At 31.7% G+C, this 19,694-nt stretch carries 20 protein-coding genes and 1 pseudogene; 12 read left to right on the forward strand and 9 right to left on the reverse strand.

Annotated elements, in window-relative coordinates; all coding sequences use genetic code 11:
- The 6 genes and pseudogenes from CCO88_RS04210 to CCO88_RS04235 all read right to left on the reverse strand — a co-directional run.
- A pseudogene (locus CCO88_RS04210) lies at positions 1–185 on the reverse strand (bacteriohemerythrin); the annotation flags it as partial.
- A complete protein-coding gene (locus CCO88_RS04215; protein WP_002778769.1) occupies positions 166–855 on the reverse strand; it encodes a bacteriohemerythrin in 690 nt (229 codons plus the stop codon). The gene CCO88_RS04215 and the pseudogene CCO88_RS04210, both read right to left, overlap by 20 nt.
- 222 nt (positions 856–1,077) lie before the next feature.
- Positions 1,078–1,734 carry a LutC/YkgG family protein gene (locus CCO88_RS04220; RefSeq protein ID WP_002778771.1) on the reverse strand — a complete coding sequence of 219 codons (657 nt, stop codon included), beginning with the start codon at positions 1,732–1,734 and terminating at the stop codon, positions 1,078–1,080.
- A complete protein-coding gene (locus CCO88_RS04225) occupies positions 1,727–3,166 on the reverse strand; it encodes a LutB/LldF family L-lactate oxidation iron-sulfur protein (protein WP_002839558.1) in 1,440 nt (479 codons plus the stop codon). Before CCO88_RS04225 ends, CCO88_RS04220 begins: the two co-directional genes overlap by 8 nt.
- The gene (locus CCO88_RS04230; protein ID WP_002778775.1) at positions 3,163–3,900 is read right to left on the reverse strand and encodes a (Fe-S)-binding protein; all 738 of its coding nucleotides are present in this window, start codon (positions 3,898–3,900) and stop codon (positions 3,163–3,165) included. Before CCO88_RS04230 ends, CCO88_RS04225 begins: the two co-directional genes overlap by 4 nt.
- 152 nt (positions 3,901–4,052) lie before the next feature.
- Complete coding sequence (locus tag CCO88_RS04235) at positions 4,053–5,720, reverse strand: L-lactate permease (protein WP_002781351.1); 1,668 nt, start codon at positions 5,718–5,720, stop codon at positions 4,053–4,055.
- A gap of 381 nt (positions 5,721–6,101) precedes the next feature.
- On the opposite strand from CCO88_RS04235, the gene CCO88_RS04240 reads away from it, so the two are divergent.
- The 3 genes from CCO88_RS04240 to cydB are packed head-to-tail and all read left to right on the forward strand — an operon-like array spanning position 6,102 to position 9,018.
- Positions 6,102–6,332, forward strand: coding sequence for a DUF4492 domain-containing protein (locus CCO88_RS04240; RefSeq protein ID WP_002778778.1), 231 nt, complete (start codon positions 6,102–6,104; stop codon positions 6,330–6,332).
- Positions 6,332–7,894, forward strand: a complete 1,563-nt coding sequence (locus CCO88_RS04245; protein ID WP_002811122.1) for a cytochrome ubiquinol oxidase subunit I — start codon at positions 6,332–6,334, stop codon at positions 7,892–7,894. Before CCO88_RS04240 ends, CCO88_RS04245 begins: the two co-directional genes overlap by 1 nt.
- Positions 7,894–9,018 carry a cytochrome d ubiquinol oxidase subunit II gene (gene cydB, locus CCO88_RS04250; RefSeq protein ID WP_002839561.1) on the forward strand — a complete coding sequence of 375 codons (1,125 nt, stop codon included), beginning with the start codon at positions 7,894–7,896 and terminating at the stop codon, positions 9,016–9,018. The genes CCO88_RS04245 and cydB overlap by 1 nt, the downstream gene beginning before the upstream one ends.
- Positions 9,019–9,213: 195 nt before the next feature.
- Here cydB and CCO88_RS04255 read toward each other — a convergent pair whose 3' ends face one another.
- A complete protein-coding gene (locus CCO88_RS04255) occupies positions 9,214–9,837 on the reverse strand; it encodes a Crp/Fnr family transcriptional regulator (RefSeq protein ID WP_002839563.1) in 624 nt (207 codons plus the stop codon).
- Positions 9,838–9,967: 130 nt separating this feature from the next.
- On the opposite strand from CCO88_RS04255, the gene CCO88_RS04260 reads away from it, so the two are divergent.
- Positions 9,968–10,168, forward strand: a complete 201-nt coding sequence (locus tag CCO88_RS04260; protein ID WP_002778784.1) for a YgaP family membrane protein — start codon at positions 9,968–9,970, stop codon at positions 10,166–10,168.
- On the opposite strand, the gene CCO88_RS04265 is transcribed toward CCO88_RS04260, so the two are convergent.
- Both CCO88_RS04265 and ung read right to left on the reverse strand, forming a co-directional pair.
- Positions 10,165–10,857, reverse strand: a complete 693-nt coding sequence (locus CCO88_RS04265; RefSeq protein WP_002781345.1) for an aspartate/glutamate racemase family protein — start codon at positions 10,855–10,857, stop codon at positions 10,165–10,167. The genes CCO88_RS04260 and CCO88_RS04265 overlap by 4 nt on opposite strands.
- Before the next feature lie 134 nt (positions 10,858–10,991).
- Entirely contained in the window at positions 10,992–11,687 is a 696-nt protein-coding gene (gene ung / locus CCO88_RS04270) for a uracil-DNA glycosylase (RefSeq protein WP_002836537.1), read from the reverse strand.
- A 263-nt stretch (positions 11,688–11,950) separates the two neighbouring features.
- Here ung and aspA point away from each other — a divergent pair, with 263 nt between their 5' ends.
- The 8 genes from aspA to obgE all read left to right on the forward strand — a co-directional run bounded on the left by aspA (position 11,951) and on the right by obgE (position 19,663).
- Positions 11,951–13,357, forward strand: coding sequence for an aspartate ammonia-lyase (gene aspA, locus CCO88_RS04275; RefSeq protein ID WP_002778788.1), 1,407 nt, complete (start codon positions 11,951–11,953; stop codon positions 13,355–13,357).
- Positions 13,358–13,372: 15 nt separating this feature from the next.
- Positions 13,373–14,713, forward strand: a complete 1,341-nt coding sequence (locus CCO88_RS04280) for an anaerobic C4-dicarboxylate transporter (RefSeq protein ID WP_002839566.1) — start codon at positions 13,373–13,375, stop codon at positions 14,711–14,713.
- Between the two features lie 67 nt (positions 14,714–14,780).
- Complete coding sequence (locus CCO88_RS04285; RefSeq protein ID WP_002778800.1) at positions 14,781–16,133, forward strand: COG3014 family protein; 1,353 nt, start codon at positions 14,781–14,783, stop codon at positions 16,131–16,133.
- A 30-nt stretch (positions 16,134–16,163) separates the two neighbouring features.
- The gene (lpoB, locus tag CCO88_RS04290) at positions 16,164–16,787 is read left to right on the forward strand and encodes a penicillin-binding protein activator LpoB (RefSeq protein ID WP_002778802.1); all 624 of its coding nucleotides are present in this window, start codon (positions 16,164–16,166) and stop codon (positions 16,785–16,787) included.
- Positions 16,787–17,773, forward strand: coding sequence for a hypothetical protein (locus CCO88_RS04295; protein ID WP_002786390.1), 987 nt, complete (start codon positions 16,787–16,789; stop codon positions 17,771–17,773). The genes lpoB and CCO88_RS04295 overlap by 1 nt, the downstream gene beginning before the upstream one ends.
- Positions 17,774–17,929: 156 nt before the next feature.
- Entirely contained in the window at positions 17,930–18,238 is a 309-nt protein-coding gene (gene rplU, locus CCO88_RS04300) for a 50S ribosomal protein L21 (RefSeq protein ID WP_002778820.1), read from the forward strand.
- 10 nt (positions 18,239–18,248) lie between these two features.
- Complete coding sequence (gene rpmA / locus CCO88_RS04305) at positions 18,249–18,503, forward strand: 50S ribosomal protein L27 (protein WP_002778821.1); 255 nt, start codon at positions 18,249–18,251, stop codon at positions 18,501–18,503.
- Between the two features lie 104 nt (positions 18,504–18,607).
- Complete coding sequence (gene obgE, locus CCO88_RS04310) at positions 18,608–19,663, forward strand: GTPase ObgE (protein WP_002778822.1); 1,056 nt, start codon at positions 18,608–18,610, stop codon at positions 19,661–19,663.
- Positions 19,664–19,694 lie beyond the last annotated feature (31 nt).

The raw sequence follows: 19,694 nt of genomic DNA on the forward strand, positions 1-19,694 counted from the left end.
TCTTCATCATTAAAATGATCTTTCATATAGTTAAAAAAATCAGCCAATAGAGCTTTGATATCATCTTTATATACGGGTCGATCAAACATAAATTCAACCTTACCTGCTAATTCAAAAAGTTTTTTGTGTTGCTCATCAATCTTGGCATTATGAACGCTATAATTATCATCCCACTTTGGAAACATCATTATTCCTTTTTTCAGTTTTGATTTCACTTCTTACATAAAATAGATTTTTTTGACATTTTTTACATCTTAGTTGTTTTTTATGACAAATAATATCAAGATGCTCTATATAGGAAAGAAAGTGATTTGTTCTACAAGGGCAAGAATAGATAAAATCGTATTCTTTTTTGATTTGAGGAGGGCTTGGATTTGGATTGTTTTCATATTGTTTTTCTTGTTGAAGATCCTCTTGTTGAAGTTTTTCTAGCTCTTCTTCTTGTTTGGCTAATAATTGCTCTGAAAGCCAATTTCCTATCATAACATCATGATGTAAAATATGTTCTAATAGCCAATCTGACATTATAGTATAAAGTTTTTCTTTTAAATCATTGGTAGTCTTTATATTTTGGATAAGATGCGACATATCGTGGATAATGTTTTTGTGCATTATTTTATGTTCATTTAAATAAGGATAAGAAATCTCTTGCATATAATCCTCTTCATTACTGAAGTGATCTTTCATATAATTAAAGAGTTCGGTAAGAATTTCTTTAAGCTCATCGCGTTGAACGAATTTATAAACAGCATTTTCAATTTTAGCAGCTAATTCAAAAAGTTTTTGGTGTTGCGCGTCTATTTTCTCATCATTTATGCTGTATTTTTCATCCCAAGCAGGAATTAATTTATCCAAAGTTTTCTCCAAATAAATCTCAATTATTTGTATGTTTTGATATTGAGGTATGTTATCGTATTTTATATTAAATCAATATTAAAAATGATATATAGTTAAATAGGATATAAATATTCCCATTTAACTATATTTAAAATATGAAATTTTTAATATATCTCGTATAATATTTATTTAACTTAAGCTGGTTTTAGCTCTAGTAAATAACACTAGAGCTAAAACTTTTTAATAAATAACAATATGAGCAATTTGAGGCCCATGAACGCCAAAAACAGTGATTAATTCTATATCTGCTGTTCTTGAAGGACCTGCGATAAATAAAATATTTGTAGGTAAAATTTCATTTTCTTTTTTTACCAAATTTAAAGCTTCGCTAAGGCTTTTTACTATGTCTTCTTTTTTTAATAACACTATACAAAGCTTAGGTGCAAGACTTAGCATTCTAGGTTGTCCCTTGCTTGAAGGTATCAAAGCAACGCCATGAGAGCTTACTCCAGCTCTTGCATGAACTATAGAAAAATCGCTATGAAAAACTTCATATCGTAAATTTTCAATTTCCTTATCAAAGCAAATTTTTTCTTCGGCTTGAATTTTGTTTAAATCTAAGCCTAAATCAGTGCCATATATCATTTTTTTGTAATTATATTTTGTGATAATTTCATTGATTTTTTCTTCCAAAGTTTCTTTAGTAGCGTTTTCAACAATGTATTTATTATCACTCATTTTTTGCTTCATTTCAGCTAAGGCATCTTCTTTTGTTTGAATATGCTCTACAGGATCTATACTGGCTTGATAAGTAAAATCTTTTGCTTCATAAGCTTCATTGAGTGCTGATAAAATTTTTTCTTTGCTTTTGTTAGAAATTTCATTGATTTTACTCATAAATTACTCCTTCTATAGCCTGAATTTCTTTATATAGATCTTTTTTGATTTGAGGTAATTCTTTAAAAGCATACCATTTTTTAATCACTGGTAAAGCTCCTGATAAGTTTTGCACAAACCAATTAAAATAATGCGCTTTTGAAAGTGCAAAACGCCATCTTTCACCTTTTGTTGCTGCTTTTTTGAATTGCTTAAATGCAAAGGCTTCCATTGCATTATGATGGATATTTTTTGTACCCATAGGTGGATTTTCTCCTTGTCCTATCTTATCGCATCTTAGTTTTCTAATCAGATCAGCTAAAGGAATTTGCACCGGACAAACTTCTGAACAGCGTCCACAAAGCGAACAGAAATTTAAAATATCACCTGTGTGATCTATACCAAAAATATTTGGACTGATTACTTCACCAATAGGTCCTGGATAGGTGGTTTGGTATGCGTGTCCGCCGATTTGATCATAAACAGGGCAAAAATTCATACAAGCCCCACATCGAATACAACGCAAAGCCTCATAATAATCTTTATGAGCTAGCATTTTGGTTCTATTGTGATCAAATAAAATCACATGCACTTCTTTTGGGCCATCTAAATCCCCATTTTTTCGTGGGCCTGTGATAATGTTGTTATAAGTAGGTATAAATTGTCCTGTGGCTGAAGGAGTAAGTAAAGAAACCATAGTTGCTGCATCTTCAAAGCTTTCCATAACTTTTTCTACACCACAAAGTGCGATGTGAATATCGGGTGCTGTGGTACACATTCTACCATTTCCCTCATTTTCTATAAGCCAAAAAGCCCCCTCTCTTGACATGGCAAAATTTACACCACTAAGTCCTAATTTTAAGCCTTCAAAGTCTTTTCTTAAATGATCTCTTGCTATGGCATTTAAGCTTTCAGGTTCGTCATTTTCTAATTTTGCACCAAGTTTATCTTTAAAAATTTGACCTATTTCGTGGCGATTTCTATGAATAGCAGGGACAACTATATGCAAAGGCGGTTCTTCATTGAGTTGTAAAATAAGCTCTCCAAGATCGGTTTCTATGGCTTTTAAACCTTTTTTTTCTAAATAATGATTTAATCCTATCTCCTCACTCGCCATTGACTTGCCTTTTAAAAGCTTGGTGATATTTTTTTCACGCATGATTTCATAGACTATTTCACAAGCATCCTTATCGCTACTTGCCCAATGCACTTGTATGCCATTTTTTGTAGCGTTTTTTTCAAATTCTAAAAGCCTATCTTTTAGGCTCATTAAGGCATTGTTTTTAGCTTGTTTTGCTTTGGCTCTTAATCCTTGCCAATCCCTAAATCTTGCATCAATGACCCCAAGTCTATTTTTTTGCAAAGTATGCATAGCAGTCATCAAATTTTCACGCATTTGAATGTCGTTTAATTTAATATGAACAATTTCTTCGTGTGGAATTTTTTGACTCATAATCTCTCTCCTTCCAAACGCTTAAATAAAAATTCATACAAGTGTATGCCTTTAACATCTAAACCCATTCTGCGCATAGTTCCATCTATATTTAAAAGACAGCCACCATCTCCACTGATGAGGTATTTTACTCCGGTATTTTGTATATCTTTAATCTTATTTCTTACCATAGCATTTGAAATTTCAGGTTCTTTTACAGAAAAAGTTCCCCCAAAACCGCAACATTCTTCTTCATATTGTAATTCTACAAGTTCAACATTTTTAAGTTTTCTAATGAGATTTTTACTTGCTTGTATACTTTTTTGAACTCTTAAAGCATGGCAATTAGAATGCCAAGTCACTTTAATAGGTTCTCCTTTATCTTCATAATTTACATTTAAAACTTCATCAAGATATTGTGAAAGTTCTATAACACGTGAGCTAAAATCTTTTACTCTAGAAAATTCAGGTCTATCCTTAAAAAGCTCTTTATAATCATGACTCATCATACCCGCACAAGATCCACTAGGTACAACGATAGGATAATCTTTGTCAAATAAATCTACATTGTATAAGGCTATTTCGCGACTTTCATTAAAATATCCTGAATTAAAAGAGGGTTGAGCACAACAGGTTTGGTTTTTTTTAAAAATAACTTCCACTCCTTCTCGGCGTAAAAGTTTAATACCATTAAGAACGCTTTCTTGCATGGCAGCAGTTCCTAAGCATGTGGCGTAAAAATACACCTTTTTCATTTCTTCTCCTTCATTTTAAGAGATTTAATATAAACAATTATTCTAACTTTAGAAAAATAAAATCAAAATTAAATCAATGATAAAAATATTTTCAAAATTTTTTCATTTAAAACTTGCTTAAACTTGCAAGAATAAATCTTGCAAGTTTGTTTTTATTTGGCTACTACCTCTGGAATGATTCCTTGTAAAAAGAATGCGATAATGCAAGTCCAAATTCCTATTAAAATGATAAAAGCTATAGAATATTTGAGTGTGAATTTGAAAAGATCAGATTCTTTGCCTACAAGTCCAACGGCTGCGCAAGCAATAGCTATACTTTGAGGGCTGATCATTTTTCCTACTACTCCACCTACAGAGTTTGCTGCTAAGAATAAAGCTTCACTAACGCCTAGTTTTTGCGCACTTACTTGCTGCAAGGTTCCAAAAAGTAAGTTAGCACTTGTATCTGATCCTGTTAGGAAAACTCCAATCCAACCTATAATAGGCGAAAAGAATGCAAAAGCATCTCCTGTATGAGCAAAAGCAAGTCCTAAAGTAGTACTCATACCACTATTTTTAGAGATAAAAGCAAAGGCTACAACCAAACCTATAGTAAGACAAGGGATAGCCATTTCTTTTAGGGTTGCCCAAAAACATTCAGCAGCATCTTCAGCTTTTATTCTTAAAATAGCTATGGTTAAAAAAGCTGCAAGTAAAATCGCAGTTCCTGCTTGAGCTACACTTTTACCATTGATAAGATCGATTCCAAGTCCTAAAGAAAGAGGTTTAGCTTCGCCTATACCTGTGATAGAAGGACTTAAAATACCGCTTGTAAGATTGCTAAATTGCAAGCTAATGCTTGTATAGCTTAAAAAACCATCTTTATCAAAGATAGCTTTAAACCAAGGCTGAGTCCAAATGATAATACAAACTATAAGTAAAATAAAAGGTGTCCAAGCTTTTAACACATCACCAAAATTTAGGGTATTATCTTCGCTAAAATGAGTTTCTCCATCTAGTCTAAAAATATTTTTTGGTTTCCAAAATTTTAAAAAGATAGTTGTAACTGCTAAAGACACAATAGCTGAAATAATATCAGGAAGTTCAGCGCCTAAGTGATTTGAGCTCCAAAATTGCGTTGCTGTAAAGCTTAATGCGGCAACTAAAATAGCAGGGAAAGTTTCTTTTACCCCTTTTAAACCATCCATTAAAAATACTATAAAAAAAGGTATAGTAAGACTAAGTGGAACAAGCATTCTACCCACCATAGCAGAAACAGAATGAGCTTCAACTCCTACTAAATTTGCCATAGCGATAATAGGAATCCCCACAGCACCAAAAGCAACAGGTGCGGTATTGGCTATAAGACAAAGTCCTGCTGCTTGTAAAGGACGCAAACCAAGTCCCACCAAAAGAGCTGCTGTGATAGCTACTGGACCACCAAAACCTATAGCACCTTCTAAGAAAGAACCAAAACAAAAACCTATCAAAATCACTTGAATTCTGTGATCAGGAGTGATGCTCATCACGCTTTTTTTAATGATTTCAAAAGAACCTGATTTGATAGAGAGTTTGTAAAGAAAAATAGCTGCGATAATAATCCAAGCTATAGGCCACATACCATTTGTAAAGCCTTGTACAAAACTAGCACCTACTAAATTCCAAGGCATATCATAAACAAATAAAGCTATAACGCTTGCCAAAACCACGGTTAAAAAACCCGCTTGATAACCTTTTAACTTGAAAAATACCAAACAAGCTAAAAAGCAAAGAATAGGTAAAAAAGCAAATAAGGCACTGAGCCAAATGCTATTAAACGGATCATAAATTTGTTGCCACATAATGTGTCTTCTCCTTTGTTTTATTTTATTTAAAGTTTCTCTTCATTCTAACAAATTCTTAAAATATATATAATGAAATTAAAATTTAAGAAAAATCATAAGGCTTCTTATGTATCATTTTGTGCAATTTGGTAACATATAGAGTATATAAAAATATAATATAAAAATATAACTATAATGAGAGTAAAATCTTTTTTGTTTTGTCATTTTCTAGAATATTTTTGTTAGTTAAATACCAAATTTTAGAATTTATAGTCAAAACCGGCTAAAGTTTTAACAATTATAAAAGCAAGTTTTAAGGATTTAATAACATAAATTTCATTATAATTTCAAGCTTTTTTCCAATTTAAATTTTTCATTATTTTTATAAGGTTTAATTTAATGTATCTAAAATGTTTTTATTTCTTTTTTGTGCGAATTTTTAACTTTTATAAAGAAGGGTTTAAAAACCTTACCCTTGGAAAAACTTTATGGAAAATTATTTTTATAAAACTTTTTATAATGCTTATTGTGCTTAAACTTTTTGTTTTTGACGTAAATTTCAATTCTATTTTTAAAAATGATAATGAAAAAAGTAATTTTGTCATAGAAAATCTTATTAAGGAGAAATAATGAACGAACTTAGCAGTGTGGATTGGTCAAGAGCGCAGTTTGCGTTAACCGCGCTTTATCATTTTTTATTTGTGCCTTTGACTTTGGGCTTATCTTTTATCATTGCTATTATGGAAACCATTTATGTAAAAACAGGCAATGAAAGATGGAAAAAAATCACTAAATTCTGGCTTTCTTTATTTGCTATCAATTTTGCTATCGGTGTAGCTACGGGCATTATTATGGAGTTTGAATTTGGAACCAACTGGGCAAATTATAGCTGGTTTGTGGGTGATATTTTTGGTGCTCCTTTGGCAGTTGAAGGTATAATGGCCTTTTTCTTAGAGGCTACTTTTTTTGCTGTTATGTTTTTTGGCTGGGATAAAGTTTCTAAGAAATTCCATCTTATTTCAACTTGGTGTGTGGCTATAGGCAGTAATTTATCAGCATTTTGGATTTTGGTTGCAAATGGTTGGATGCAATATCCTGTAGGAATGAGCTTTAACCCTGATACAGCAAGAAATGAAATGCAAAGCTTTTTTGAAGTAGCACTTTCTCCTGTAGCTATTTCAAAATTTTTACATACCATAGGCAGTGGTTATGTGATTTCAGCTTTATTTGTAATGGGAATTTCAGCTTGGTTTATATTAAAAGGGCGTCATATTATCGAAGCTAAGAAAAGTTTAGTTGTGGGTGCTAGTTTTGGGCTTGTTTGTTCGGTTTTCTTATTTTTTAGCGGAGATGAGAGTGCTTATCGTGTTACCCAAACGCAACCTATGAAACTTGCGGCTATGGAAGGGGTTTATCAAGGTGAGCACCGTGCAGGACTTGTTCCTTTTGGAATTTTAAATCCTAAAAAAACTATAGATAATAACGAAAGTGTGTTTTTATTTGATATTACTATACCTTATGCTTTATCTATATTAGGAAATCGTGATCCTAATTCTTTTGTGCCAGGCATTGAGGATTTAATACACGGAAACGAAGATAGAGGCATAGAGCCTATGCAAGAACGCATCGATAAAGGAAAAATCGCTATACAGGCTTTAAAAGATTATAAATTAGCTAAAGATAATAACGATACAGCAGCCATGGCAACTCACAAAAGTATTTTAGAGGCAAATTTTAAAGATTTTGGTTATGGTTATTTAGAAAAACCAACAGATGCTATCCCACCTGTGGCTTTAACTTTTTATAGTTTTCATATCATGGTAGCTCTTGGAAGCTTATTTTTCTTACTTTTTATCGCAACGCTTTATCTTACTATGGCAAATGATATTGAGAAATTTAGAAAAATTCTTTGGCTTTGTTTATTGTGTATTCCTTTAGGATATATCGCAGCAGAGGCAGGATGGATAGTGGCTGAAGTAGGTAGGCAACCTTGGGCTATACAAGATTTAATGCCTGTTCATATAGCAGCAACCGAACTTGGCAAAGTCAATGTTCAAATTTCATTCTGGATTTTTGCGGTTTTATTTACTGCACTTTTGATTGCAGAGATTAAGATCATGCTTACTCAAATCAAAAAAGGTTTTGATGCGTATGCTGGACATAGTACTCTTATGGGTAAAGGAGAAAAATAATGTTTTTCGGTTTAGAACTTGAGGGGTTACAAATTTATTGGTGGGTGATTTTAAGTTTATTAGGCGGACTTTTGGTTTTTATGTTTTTTGTTCAAGGGGGTCAAACTTTAATTGATGAATTAAGTTCTGACGAACTTGAAAAAACAATGCTTGTAAACTCACTAGGTCGTAAATGGGAGCTTGGTTTTACTACTCTTGTGCTTTTTGGCGGTGCTGCTTTTGCTGCTTTTCCGCTTTTTTATAGCACAAGTTTTGGTGGGGCTTATTGGGCTTGGCTTTGTATTTTATTTTGCTTTATTTTACAAGCCGTTGCTTATGAGTATCGTAAAAAAGAAAACAATGTCTATGGTTCTAAAACCTATGAAGTTTTTCTTAAAATCAATGGTTATTTAGGAGTGTTTTTAATCGGGGTTGCAATAAGCAGTTTTTTTAGCGGTTCTGAATTTATCTTAAATGAGCATAATTTTGTTTCTTGGCAAAATCCTTTGCACGGCTTAGAACTTTTACTTAATCCTTTTAATTATCTTTTGGGTATTGCTTTGGTGTTTTTATCTAGAATTTTGGGTGCTGCTTATTTTATGAATAATATCAAAGATGAAAATATCAAAGCAAAAGCCGTTAGAAAACTGAGTATAAACAGTATTTTATTTTTGCCTTTTTTCTTAGGATTTCTTGCGTGGATTTTTATCAAAGAGGGTTTTGGAGTGGACGAAAAGGGCATTGTGAGTATGACTGAAAATGTATATTTATACAATTTTTTAGATAATATTCTTTTTGCTATTTTATTTATCGTTGGAGTTGTATTTGTGCTTTTAGGTATGGTTCAAGGAGCAAAAGGTTGCTCTAAAGCTATTTTTACCCTAGGACTTGGAACGGTTTTAACAGTTTTTGCTTTATTATCAAGCATTGGTTTAGGTCAAAGTGCTTTTTACCCATCTTTAAGTGATTTGCAAAGTTCTTTAACTTTAAAAAATGCAAGTTCAAGCTATTATACTCTAAGCGTCATGGCTTATGTGTCTTTACTTGTACCTTTTGTTTTAGCTTATATTATCTATGTTTGGAATGCAATGGATAAAGTAAAAATCACACGCGAAGAAATCGCAAACGATGATCACGCATATTAAGGAGAAAAAATGTTACATGCTTTGTTTTTATTGGTTTGGCCTTTGGTGATTTATGTAAGCTATAAATTTATCATGCTTAATATTAATCAATTAGAAAAAGACAATAAGCTATAAAGTTCTTAAAGATTTAACCGATTTAGAATTAAATCTTTTTAAAATATTGCAATTTTGCCCATATTTATATGGGCATTTTTATCATAAATCTTTCAAAAGTGTAATCTCTTTACGATTTTGCTGAATAAAACCTTCCTTTTGCATTGTTTTTAAAATTCGTGAAATAACTTCTCTAGTACTGCCTAAATGTAAGGCTATTTCTTCATGTGTAAAAGTGATTTTTCCTTCTTTTGCGTTTTCTTTAAGAAGCATTTTAACCCTATGATGAAGAGGGGTGAAAAGAGCTTGCTCTAAAATATTAATCAAAGAATTAAAGCGTTTGGCAATAAGATTAAGAGTATAGTTTGCTATTAAAGGATATTTATCTTTTAGTTGAGAATATATTTTTACAGGAACAATTAAAATTTGAGTATCTTCAAAGCTTTCTAGGGTGAGATTGTAAGATATAGTTTCAAAGATACAATGAGAACAAATGACACATTCTTCATTTTGTTTCAGTTTAAAAACAGTGATTTCTTTGGCGTTTTGACCTAAAATAAATGCACGAAATCCTCCTTTTAAAACTATCACAAATCCTAAACAATCATCTAAAATTGTATTTTTGTCAAATTCTTTAAAGTATGATTTTTCCACCATAGCTTCAAAGTCTTTGTTTTCAAGATTATAGTTTTTAAAATATTCTTTTAAAATTTTTTCCTTATCCAAGATAGACTACCTTTGTGAATTTAATTTTTATTGTATCTTTTTTAGATTAATTATTTTTTAGTGACTTTTATCACTGACAAGAAAATTTTTTTTGTTTATACTTTGATTAAATTATACAAAAGGAGAAGAAATGGGTAAACTAGAAAGAATAATAAGAATAATCCTAGCATTGGTTATCTTTAGTGTAGGGGTTTATTATGCGTCTTGGTGGGCTTTGATAGGATTTATTCCTTTGCTTACAGGTATTTTTGGTGTGTGCCCTATAAGGGTTTGGACAGGAAAGCAAGCTTGTCCTTTGGGAGTTTGTCCTATCTCTAAAAAGAAAGATTAATCTTTTAAAGCTAAATTTACAGCATCAAGGGCGTGAATTAAGGCTGTATCGAAAATTGGGATATTTGTATCTTCTTGGGAAATCAACAATCCAATTTCTGTGCAGCCTAAAACTATACCTTGAGCACCTTCGTCCTTTAGTTTTTGGATGATTTTTAAGTATTTTTCTTTAGAATTTTCTTTCATTTGTCCTTTGCAAAGTTCATTAAAGATGATGTCGCTTAGTTCTTGCATATCGCTTTGATTTGGGGTGATTGTATTTATATTTTCTTTTTTTAATGCATTTTTATAAAAATCTTCCATCATAGTATATTGGGTGCCTAGTAAGCCTATGGTGTGTATGTTTTGTTGCTTTAGAATTTTGGCTGTGCTTTGAGCAATATGAATGAGAGGAATTTTTATATTTTTTTGAATTTGATCAAAAATTTTATGCATGGTGTTGGTGGCAATAAGTATAAAATCAGCTCCACCAAGTTCTAATTTTTTAGCACATTCTCCTAAAATTTGCGCAGCTTTTTCCCACTCGCCATTTTTTTGCAAATTTGCTATTTCTTCAAAATTGACACTATAGAGTAAAATTTTTGCAGAATTTAAATTGCCTAGTTGATTATTAATGGTTTCGTTTATAGTTTTATAGTAGGTTATGGTACTTTCAAAACTCATTCCACCTATAATGCCTATCGTTTTCACTTCTATCTCCTTAAAATTTTTATATATTTTAACGATAAATTATAAAAATCTATATTAATTATTTTATTTTTGAATAAAATATGAAATCGGGCTTAGTATTTTTAAATTATTAAAAAAACATTTATATAATTTTTCTAAGTCAATTGCCAATTTATAGGTTTTTTTCCTAAATTTTTTAAAATTTCATTAGCTTTTGAAAAATGTTTACAACCTAAAAAGCCTGTTCTAGCTAGTGGACTAGGATGTGCTGCTTCTAAAATAAAATGTTTTTTTGTATCGATTAAAGCTTTTTTGGATTTTGCATAATTTCCCCAAAGTATAAAAATAAGTCCTGATTTTTCAAGACTTAACTTTGAAATCACCGCATCACTAAATTCTTGCCAACCCCACGAGCTATGACTTGCAGGCTTTCCCGCTTCAACGCTAAGAATGGAATTTAAAAGTAAAACTCCTTGTTTTGCCCAAGAACTTAAATCCCCGCTTTTAGAAGGTTCTATATTAAGATCTGCTTTTAATTCTTTATAAATATTTAAAAGACTAGGAGGAATTTTAACCCCACAAGGCACAGAAAAACTAAGCCCCATAGCTTGATTGGGTTGATGGTAAGGATCTTGTCCTAAAAGTACAATTTTAAGCTCACTCAAAGGAGTAAGATTAAAAGCATTAAAGGTTAAATTTGAAGGAGGATAGATAATGGCTTTATTGTTTAAAGCTTGTATATAGCGTTTTTTGATTTCTAAAAAATAGCTTTTGCTAAATTCTTTTTTTAAAAACTCTTTCCAATCATTATTTATTTTGATATCTTCAATGTTTATAGTAATTTCTTTCATAAAAACTTCCAAAAATAAATTAAAGGTATATTTTATCAAACAAGCCAAGAAAAATATATTAATTTTTACTGAAATAAATAAAATTAATTAATAAATAAAAATTAAATATAAAAAGAGTTAAATTATCCTAAAAGTCTATTTTATAGTATTTCTAAAGAATAAATATTGTTAACCAATTATTAACCAAAATTACAATATGATTATACTGATATGAGTACAAGTAATAAAGCTTGTATGAAAAATTAAATTAAGAAAGGTTTCAAATGGGAACAAGAAAAGAGCACGATTTTATCGGGGAATTAGAAATTTCTGATGAGGTTTATTATGGAGTGCAAACCTTTAGAGCGGTGGAAAATTTCAATATTTCACACGAGAGGCTAAAGGATTTCCCACGCTTTGTAAGAGCTTTAGCAAGGGTTAAAAAAGCAGCTGCTATGGCAAATTATGAATTAGGTCTTTTAGATAAAGATATCCAAGATGCTATTATTAAAGCTTGCGATAAAATTTTAGAGGGCGGATATTACGATCAATTTGTAGTTGATATGATACAAGGTGGAGCTGGAACAAGTACAAATATGAATGCCAATGAAGTGATAGCCAATATAGCACTTGAGCTTATGGGCCATAAAAAAGGTGAGTATCAATACCTTCATCCAAACGATCATGTGAATTTAAGTCAAAGTACAAATGATGCTTATCCTACTGCTTTGCATCTTGCTTTGCATGATTATCTAAGTGATTTGGCAAAAGCTATGGAACATCTTAAAAAAGCTTATGAGAGAAAAGCAGAAGAATTTAAAGATGTATTAAAAATGGGTAGAACCCAACTTCAAGATGCAGTACCTATGACTTTGGGTCGTGAGTTTAAAACTTTTGCAGTAATGATGGGTGAAGATATACAAAGAGTTTTAGAAGCTAGAAAACTGATTTTAGAAATCAATTTAGGCGGAACAGCTATAGGAACAGGTATTAATTCTCATCCTAATTATCCAAAAGTAGTAGAAAGAAAAATAAGAGAAGTAACCGGCTTTGAATACACTGTGGCAGAAGATCTTATCGAAGCAACTCAAGATACAGGAGCTTATGTCCAAATTTCAGGTGTTTTAAAACGCGTTGCAACAAAACTTTCTAAAGTATGTAATGACTTAAGACTTCTAAGCAGTGGTCCAAAATGCGGTCTTAATGAAATCAATTTGCCAAAAATGCAACCAGGTAGTTCTATCATGCCAGGTAAAGTAAATCCTGTTATCCCTGAAGTAGTAAATCAAGTTTGTTACGCTGTAATTGGAGCGGATGTAACCGTTACTTTTGCAAGCGAGGGCGGACAATTGCAGCTTAATGTTTTTGAACCTGTAATTGCTTATAGTTTATTTAATTCTATTGTTATGCTTGAAAAAGCAATGCATACTTTAGCAGATAAATGTATAGATGGTATTAGTGCTAATGAAAAAATTTGTTCTGATTTTGTTTATAACTCAGTAGGGATCGTAACTGCTTTAAATCCTTATATAGGTTATGAAAATTCAGCCAGTATTGCTAAAGAGGCTATGAGTACAGGTAAGAGAGTAGCTGATATCGCACTTGAAAGAGGACTTTTAAGCAAGGAGCAAATTGATGAAATTTTAACTCCTGCAAATATGTTAAATCCACATATGGAAGCTAAAAAATAATATAAAGGCTTAACCATGGATACAATAATGATAATTTTGCAAATAATTGTCCTCCTTGGAGCAATTTTTATAGGAATTCGCTTAGGAGGTATAGCCATAGGCTATGCAGGAGGACTTGGTGTTGTTGTTTTAGGACTTGTTTTGGGAATGAAACCAGGAAATATTCCTTGGGATGTTATTTTAATTATTGCTGCAGCTATTGCAGCAATTTCTGCTATGCAACAAGCTGGTGGGCTTGATTATATGGTTAGGGTTACAGAAAAAATTTTAAGATCAAGCCCTAAATTTATAAATTATTTAGCTCCAGCTTGCGGATGGTTGCTTACTATCTTAGCAGGAACAGGAAATGCAGTATTTTCTTTAATGCCTGTTGTAGTTGATGTTGCAAAATCTCAAAATATAAAACCTAGTGTTCCACTTTCATTAATGGTTGTTTCTTCGCAAATTGGAATCACTGCTTCTCCTGTGAGTGCAGCTGTGGTTTATATGAGCGGGGTTTTAGAACCACTAGGATGGAATTATCCAACTTTAATTGGAATTTGGATCAGTACAACTTTTATAGCTTGTATGCTTACAGCTTTTATAGTGAGTTTAATCACTCCTATGGATTTAAGCAAAGATAGCGTTTATCAAGAACGCTTAAAAGCAGGACTTGTTAAAGATGCAGGAGCTATTTTACATGGTGAAGATAAACCAGGTGCTAAACTTTCAGTAGCAATTTTTCTTATCACTGTTTTGGCAGTTGTACTTTATGCAACCGCAATTTCAAGCAATATTAAATGGATTGATCCTGTTGTGGTTCCAAGAGATGCAGCTATTATGAGCTTTTTACTTACTGCAGCAACTTTGATCACTTGGCTTTGTAAAGTTGAACCAGGTAAAATTCTTGATACCAGTGTATTTAAAAGTGGTATGACTGCTTGTGTTTGCGTTTTTGGTGTAGCATGGCTTGGAAATACTTTTGTTGCAGGACACGAAGCTTCTATTAAAGAAGTAGCAGGCGACTGGGTTAAACAAACCCCTGCTATGTTAGCAGTTGCATTTTTCTTTGCAAGCATGCTTTTATATTCTCAAGCAGCAACCGCAAAGGCCATTGTACCTGTAATTATCACCGCTTTAGGAATTTCAGCAGCAAATCCGCATGATTCTTATATGCTTGTAGCTTGTTTTGCAGCAGTTTCGGCACTTTTTGTGCTTCCAACTTATCCAACCTTACTTGGTGCTGTGCAAATGGATGATACAGGAACGACTAGAATTGGTAAATTTATATTTAATCACTCTTTCTTTGTACCAGGAGTTTTAGCTATTGCAATTGCTGTAGCTTTAGGCTTTGTAATCGCTCCTATGTTAATGTAATAGCCCTTTTTTGGGCTATTATCAATTTTATGATATATTAATTATAATTTTTATTTTTGGAATTATAATGAAATATAAAACAATTGTTTTTTCTATTTTAGCGATAATTTTTTCAGCATGCTCTACTCATCAAGAACAAAATGTATTCTATCAACAAAATTTATTCTCTCAAACTTGCAATAAGCAATTTTTTCAAGAGCAACAAGAAAAGATCAGTCAAAATAAAGATGTGATTTTTACAGGTTTAAATACAGGTTATATCGCAAGAGATTGTAAGGATTTTAACTTAAGTAATTCTATTTTTGATAAGGTTGAAGATTCTTATAAATACGATGTGGATTTGCAAAGTTTATCCAAGAAAAGCACAAGAGCACTTGCATCTACTTTGATAAATGAGGGTGTAAATGATTATCAAGGTGCTTGGTATGAAAGAACCATGCTTAATGTTTATAAGGGTTTAAATTTTATGAGTTTGGGAGATTTTGTTAATGCTAGGGTGGAATTTAACCGCGCATTGATGAGACAAGAAAAGGCAAAAGAGTATTTTGCTTCCGAAATTAAAAAAGCATATCAAGAGGCTAGCAAGGAAGAAAAATTAAGGCAAAATATCGATAATAATATAAAAATTGTTTCAAAACAATATGAAAATCTTTTTAAAGACTTTAATGCACAAAAAGATTATACCAATCCTTATGTAACTTATATTTCATCTATATTTTTCTTTATGGATTATGATTATAAAAAAGCAGCGGATTTACTTAAAGAAGTTTATGTGCTGAATTTAAATAAAGAAATAGAAAAAGAATTTAAGATTTTTGATCAATATTCAAGCAGTTTAAATCCAAAAAAATTAAAAAAATATATTTTTATAATATATGAAAATGGATTAAGTCCTGCTTTGGATGAATTTAATCTAACCTTGCCATTTATCTTTGATGATTATATTACGACTGCTAGTGTTGCTTTACCTATTTTAAAAAAGCGTAATGCTTCTTATGAAAATTTAAATATTGCAAACAATCATCAGAAATTTATAACTTCTAATGCTTTTGATTTTGATCAAATTGTTGCGAGTGAATTTAAAGCCAATTTGACTTCAATCATCATCAAATCTTTAATCTCAAGCACTTTAAAAACAAGTTTAAATATGGCTGTGGCTAAAAATGATGAGAGTGGAATTTTAAGTCTTGCTACAAATATTTTTAGCATTGCAACCACAAGAAGTGATTTAAGATTTTGGAATTTTTTACCTAAAAATATACAAATTATGATGATTGAAAATGATGGATCGGTACAAATTTATGATGATAAAAATCAAAAAATTTATTCTAGTGAAGTGGATATTGATAAAAATGTATTGATTGTAGTGCGTTCTTTTGCTTCTCAATTTCCCGCTAGGGTTTACAAAATTGAAAACTAAAAGAGTATAATTACAAAAAAAGGAGAAATAATGAAAAAAAATATTTTTATAATCTTTAGCGCATTTTTCGCAGTATTTTTTGCAGCTTGTGGAGCGCCTGTTTATACTGATGGTTATGCAAGTCAAAAAAAACAAGGTGATGCTTTAACCTTAGGACTTGATAGGGAAGATTTTGAAAAAACTGCTCAAATTATGATAGATAGTATGTTAAGCGATCCTGCTTTTGCCAATATTCAACCAGGTCAAAGAAAGGTTATTGCTATAGGTAAAATTATCAATGATACTCCCCAACGCATTGATACAGATAAGCTCATTAGTAAGATCACTATAGCGCTTAGAAAATCAGGTAAATTTGTCCTAACAACAGCTGTTGCAGCGGGTGGAGCTAGGGATGAAATGAGTGAAGCAGTAAGAGAATTAAGAGATAATGATGAATTTAATCAAAACACCATTTCTAGCAAAGGAACTTTGGTTGCACCTGATTTTTCAATCAGCGGAAAGATCCGCCAAGACAATGTCAAGCTTAAGAATGGCGATATACAAGCAGAGTATTTCTTTTATCTAAGCGTTACGGATTTAAATTCAGGACTTGCTTATTGGGAAGATGAAAGAACGATTGATAAAACAGGCTCAAGTAAATCGGTAACTTGGTAATGAAAAAAATCTTTTTATTTTTAACCATCTTGAGTTTTATGTGGGCGCAAGATGATGTTATTATTTATGATTATGTTCCGCTAGAGGATGTTAATTTAAGTTCTTTAGATCCTGTTCAGAGTCTTAAAACCTTGCCTCACCAAAGAAATAAATTTCAAAAAGTGGTGCAAGGTAATGGAACAGGAGAAAGCAAGGAAGAAGCTTTAAATAATGCTTTAATAGACGCTTTATCACAATTTAAAGGAGTTTCTAATGTCAATTTAAGACAAGAGCTTCAAAGTATTGATTTAAGCTTCTCTCATTTAGGACAAATTTCACAAAAATCTAAAAGTGTCCTTCAAAATGTAAGTAAGGGTTATATCGATACTTATAAAGTAGATAAAATTGATCAAAACGGAACGCTTTGGCAAGTTGAAATTTCAGCTTTTAAATCTTTGTATCAAAACGATAATAAACCTAAATTAGTAATTTTAAACGATAAAAACAAAGAAGAATCATATTTAAAAAGAGCTTTGTATGATGCTTTTTCACAGGATGAGAATTTTACTCTTTTGGAAAGAGAGCATGATTTTAAAGATGAAAATAAAATTATAAAAAGCGAAGATGGTTCTAGCGAAGAAAGCTATAAATTAGGCAATGTTTTGGGTGCTGATTATATTTTAGAATTTGAGATTTTAGATATTACTCAAGCAAAACAAAGTAAGATAAGCTATCAAAATAATACAAAAGTAAGTATAAATATAGCCTATAAGCTTATATTTTATCCTACAAGAGAGCTTGTTTTTTCTAAAACCTTCAATACAACTTTTACTTTATCTGGCGACAGCAAAAAAGAGCAAAAAAATTGGGAAAACATTGCGTTATTTATGCAAAGAGAAATGGAAAAATCATTATTTTTTGATACTTTAGAAGAAGATAACAAACAAGAAGGGAAAGAAAATACTTATAAACTTCATGAAAATGGCGGGGTCAATCTTGGCTTTTAAATTGCTTTAGGGTTTATTTTAAACTCTAAAGTCTTTCTTAAATTCATCAAATATTAAAGAAAATTTTTGTAAAATTAAAACTTTTCTAGCCATTAAAGCTTTTAAATCCGAATTTCGGTGCTTTGTGGTACTTACCAAATTATTAAGGAAAAAGCAATGTATGCTATTATTAAACACAGCGGAAAGCAGTATAAAGTTAGCGTTGGCGATGAGTTAAAGCTAGATCACTTTGAAGCTGAAAGCAAAGCAAGTATTGAAGTAAGTGAAGTTCTTGCTATCAATGATAAAGAATTAAAGGTAGGTGCGCCTTTCGTAGCAGGTGCAAAAGTTGTTTTGGAAGTGATTAATCACGGAAAAGATAAAAAAGTTGTGATTTATAAAAAAAGACGCAGAAAAGATTCTAAACTTAAACGCGGTTTTAGAAGACAATTCACTCGCGTTGTAGTAAAAGATATTAAAGCTTAAGGAGTAAAGAATGGCACACAAGAAAGGTCAGGGTTCAACTCAAAATAACCGCGATTCTATAGGTCGTCGCTTAGGTGTTAAAAAATTTGGTGGTGAATTTGTTAGAGCAGGAAATATCATTATTCGCCAAAGAGGAACTGCAACTCATGCAGGAAATAATGTAGGCATAGGAAAAGATCACACTATCTTTGCTTTAATTGATGGTTTTGTGAAATTTGAAAGAAAAGACAAAGACAGAAAAAAAGTTTCTGTATATCCTGCATAAGTTTTTAGGGCGTTTTTACGCCTTAGAAACTTTAAATTTATAAATTTAACTTCTATAATTTATTCTAATTTAGCTTTATAAATTTAAAATCAAAGGCAATTATAATGTTTATTGATAGTGTTAAGATTACTTTAGCTTCGGGCGATGGTGGCAAAGGCGCGGTGAGTTTTCGTCGTGAAAAGCATGTTCCTCTTGGCGGGCCTGATGGTGGCGATGGAGGAAATGGCGGGGATATCATCTTCGTTTGCGATAATAATACACATACACTTGTAAATTTTAAAGGTAAAAGAGAGCTTCGCGCGCAAAATGGCGCAGGTGGAATGGGACGCAACAAAAATGGAAAAAAGGGTGAAAATTTAGAACTTATTGTCCCTGAGGGAACGCAAGTTATTGATGCGCAGACTAATGAAGTTTTATTAGATCTTACAAAAGAGGGACAAAGAGAACTTTTTCTAAAAGGTGGCAAAGGAGGGCTTGGAAATACGCATTTTAAACATGCAACCAATCAGCGCCCTGATTATGCACAGCCAGGCATTAAAGGCGAAAGTCGTTTAGTAAGACTTGAGCTTAAGCTTATCGCCGATGTAGGACTTGTAGGCTTTCCAAATGTGGGAAAATCCACCCTTATAAGTGTAGTTTCAAATGCAAAGCCTGAAATCGCAAATTATGAATTTACCACGCTCACACCAAAACTAGGGCTTGTAGATGTGGATGAGTATAATTCTTTTGTGATGGCTGATATTCCAGGGATTATCGAAGGTGCAAGTGGGGGCAAAGGCTTAGGGCTTGCATTTTTAAAACATATAGAAAGGACTAGCTTTTTACTTTTTGTACTAGATCCTATGAGAGAAATGCCTTTAAAAGAGCAATTTATAGTGTTAAGAAAAGAGCTTGAGAAATTTTCAAATGAGCTTTTTGGACGTGAGTTTGGCATAATGATTTCAAAAAGTGATAGTGTGAATTTGGGTGAAGATTTTGCCGAGCAGATCGCCCAAAATATAGCGAATTTAGAAGAATATTTAAAAAGTATTGATAATCCACAAAGCTTTTTAATCAAAGTATCAAGCCTTGAAAAAACTGGACTTAAAGAGCTTAAATTTATGCTTTTAGAAGAGATTAAAAAATTAAGAGAAAAGCGTGAAAAAAAGGTGATAAAATAATCACCTCGAGATATTTTAATTATAATCTTGA

Origin of the sequence: Campylobacter coli LMG 9860, assembly GCF_000254135.1 — a bacterium.
Taxonomy (GTDB): domain Bacteria; phylum Campylobacterota; class Campylobacteria; order Campylobacterales; family Campylobacteraceae; genus Campylobacter_D; species Campylobacter_D coli.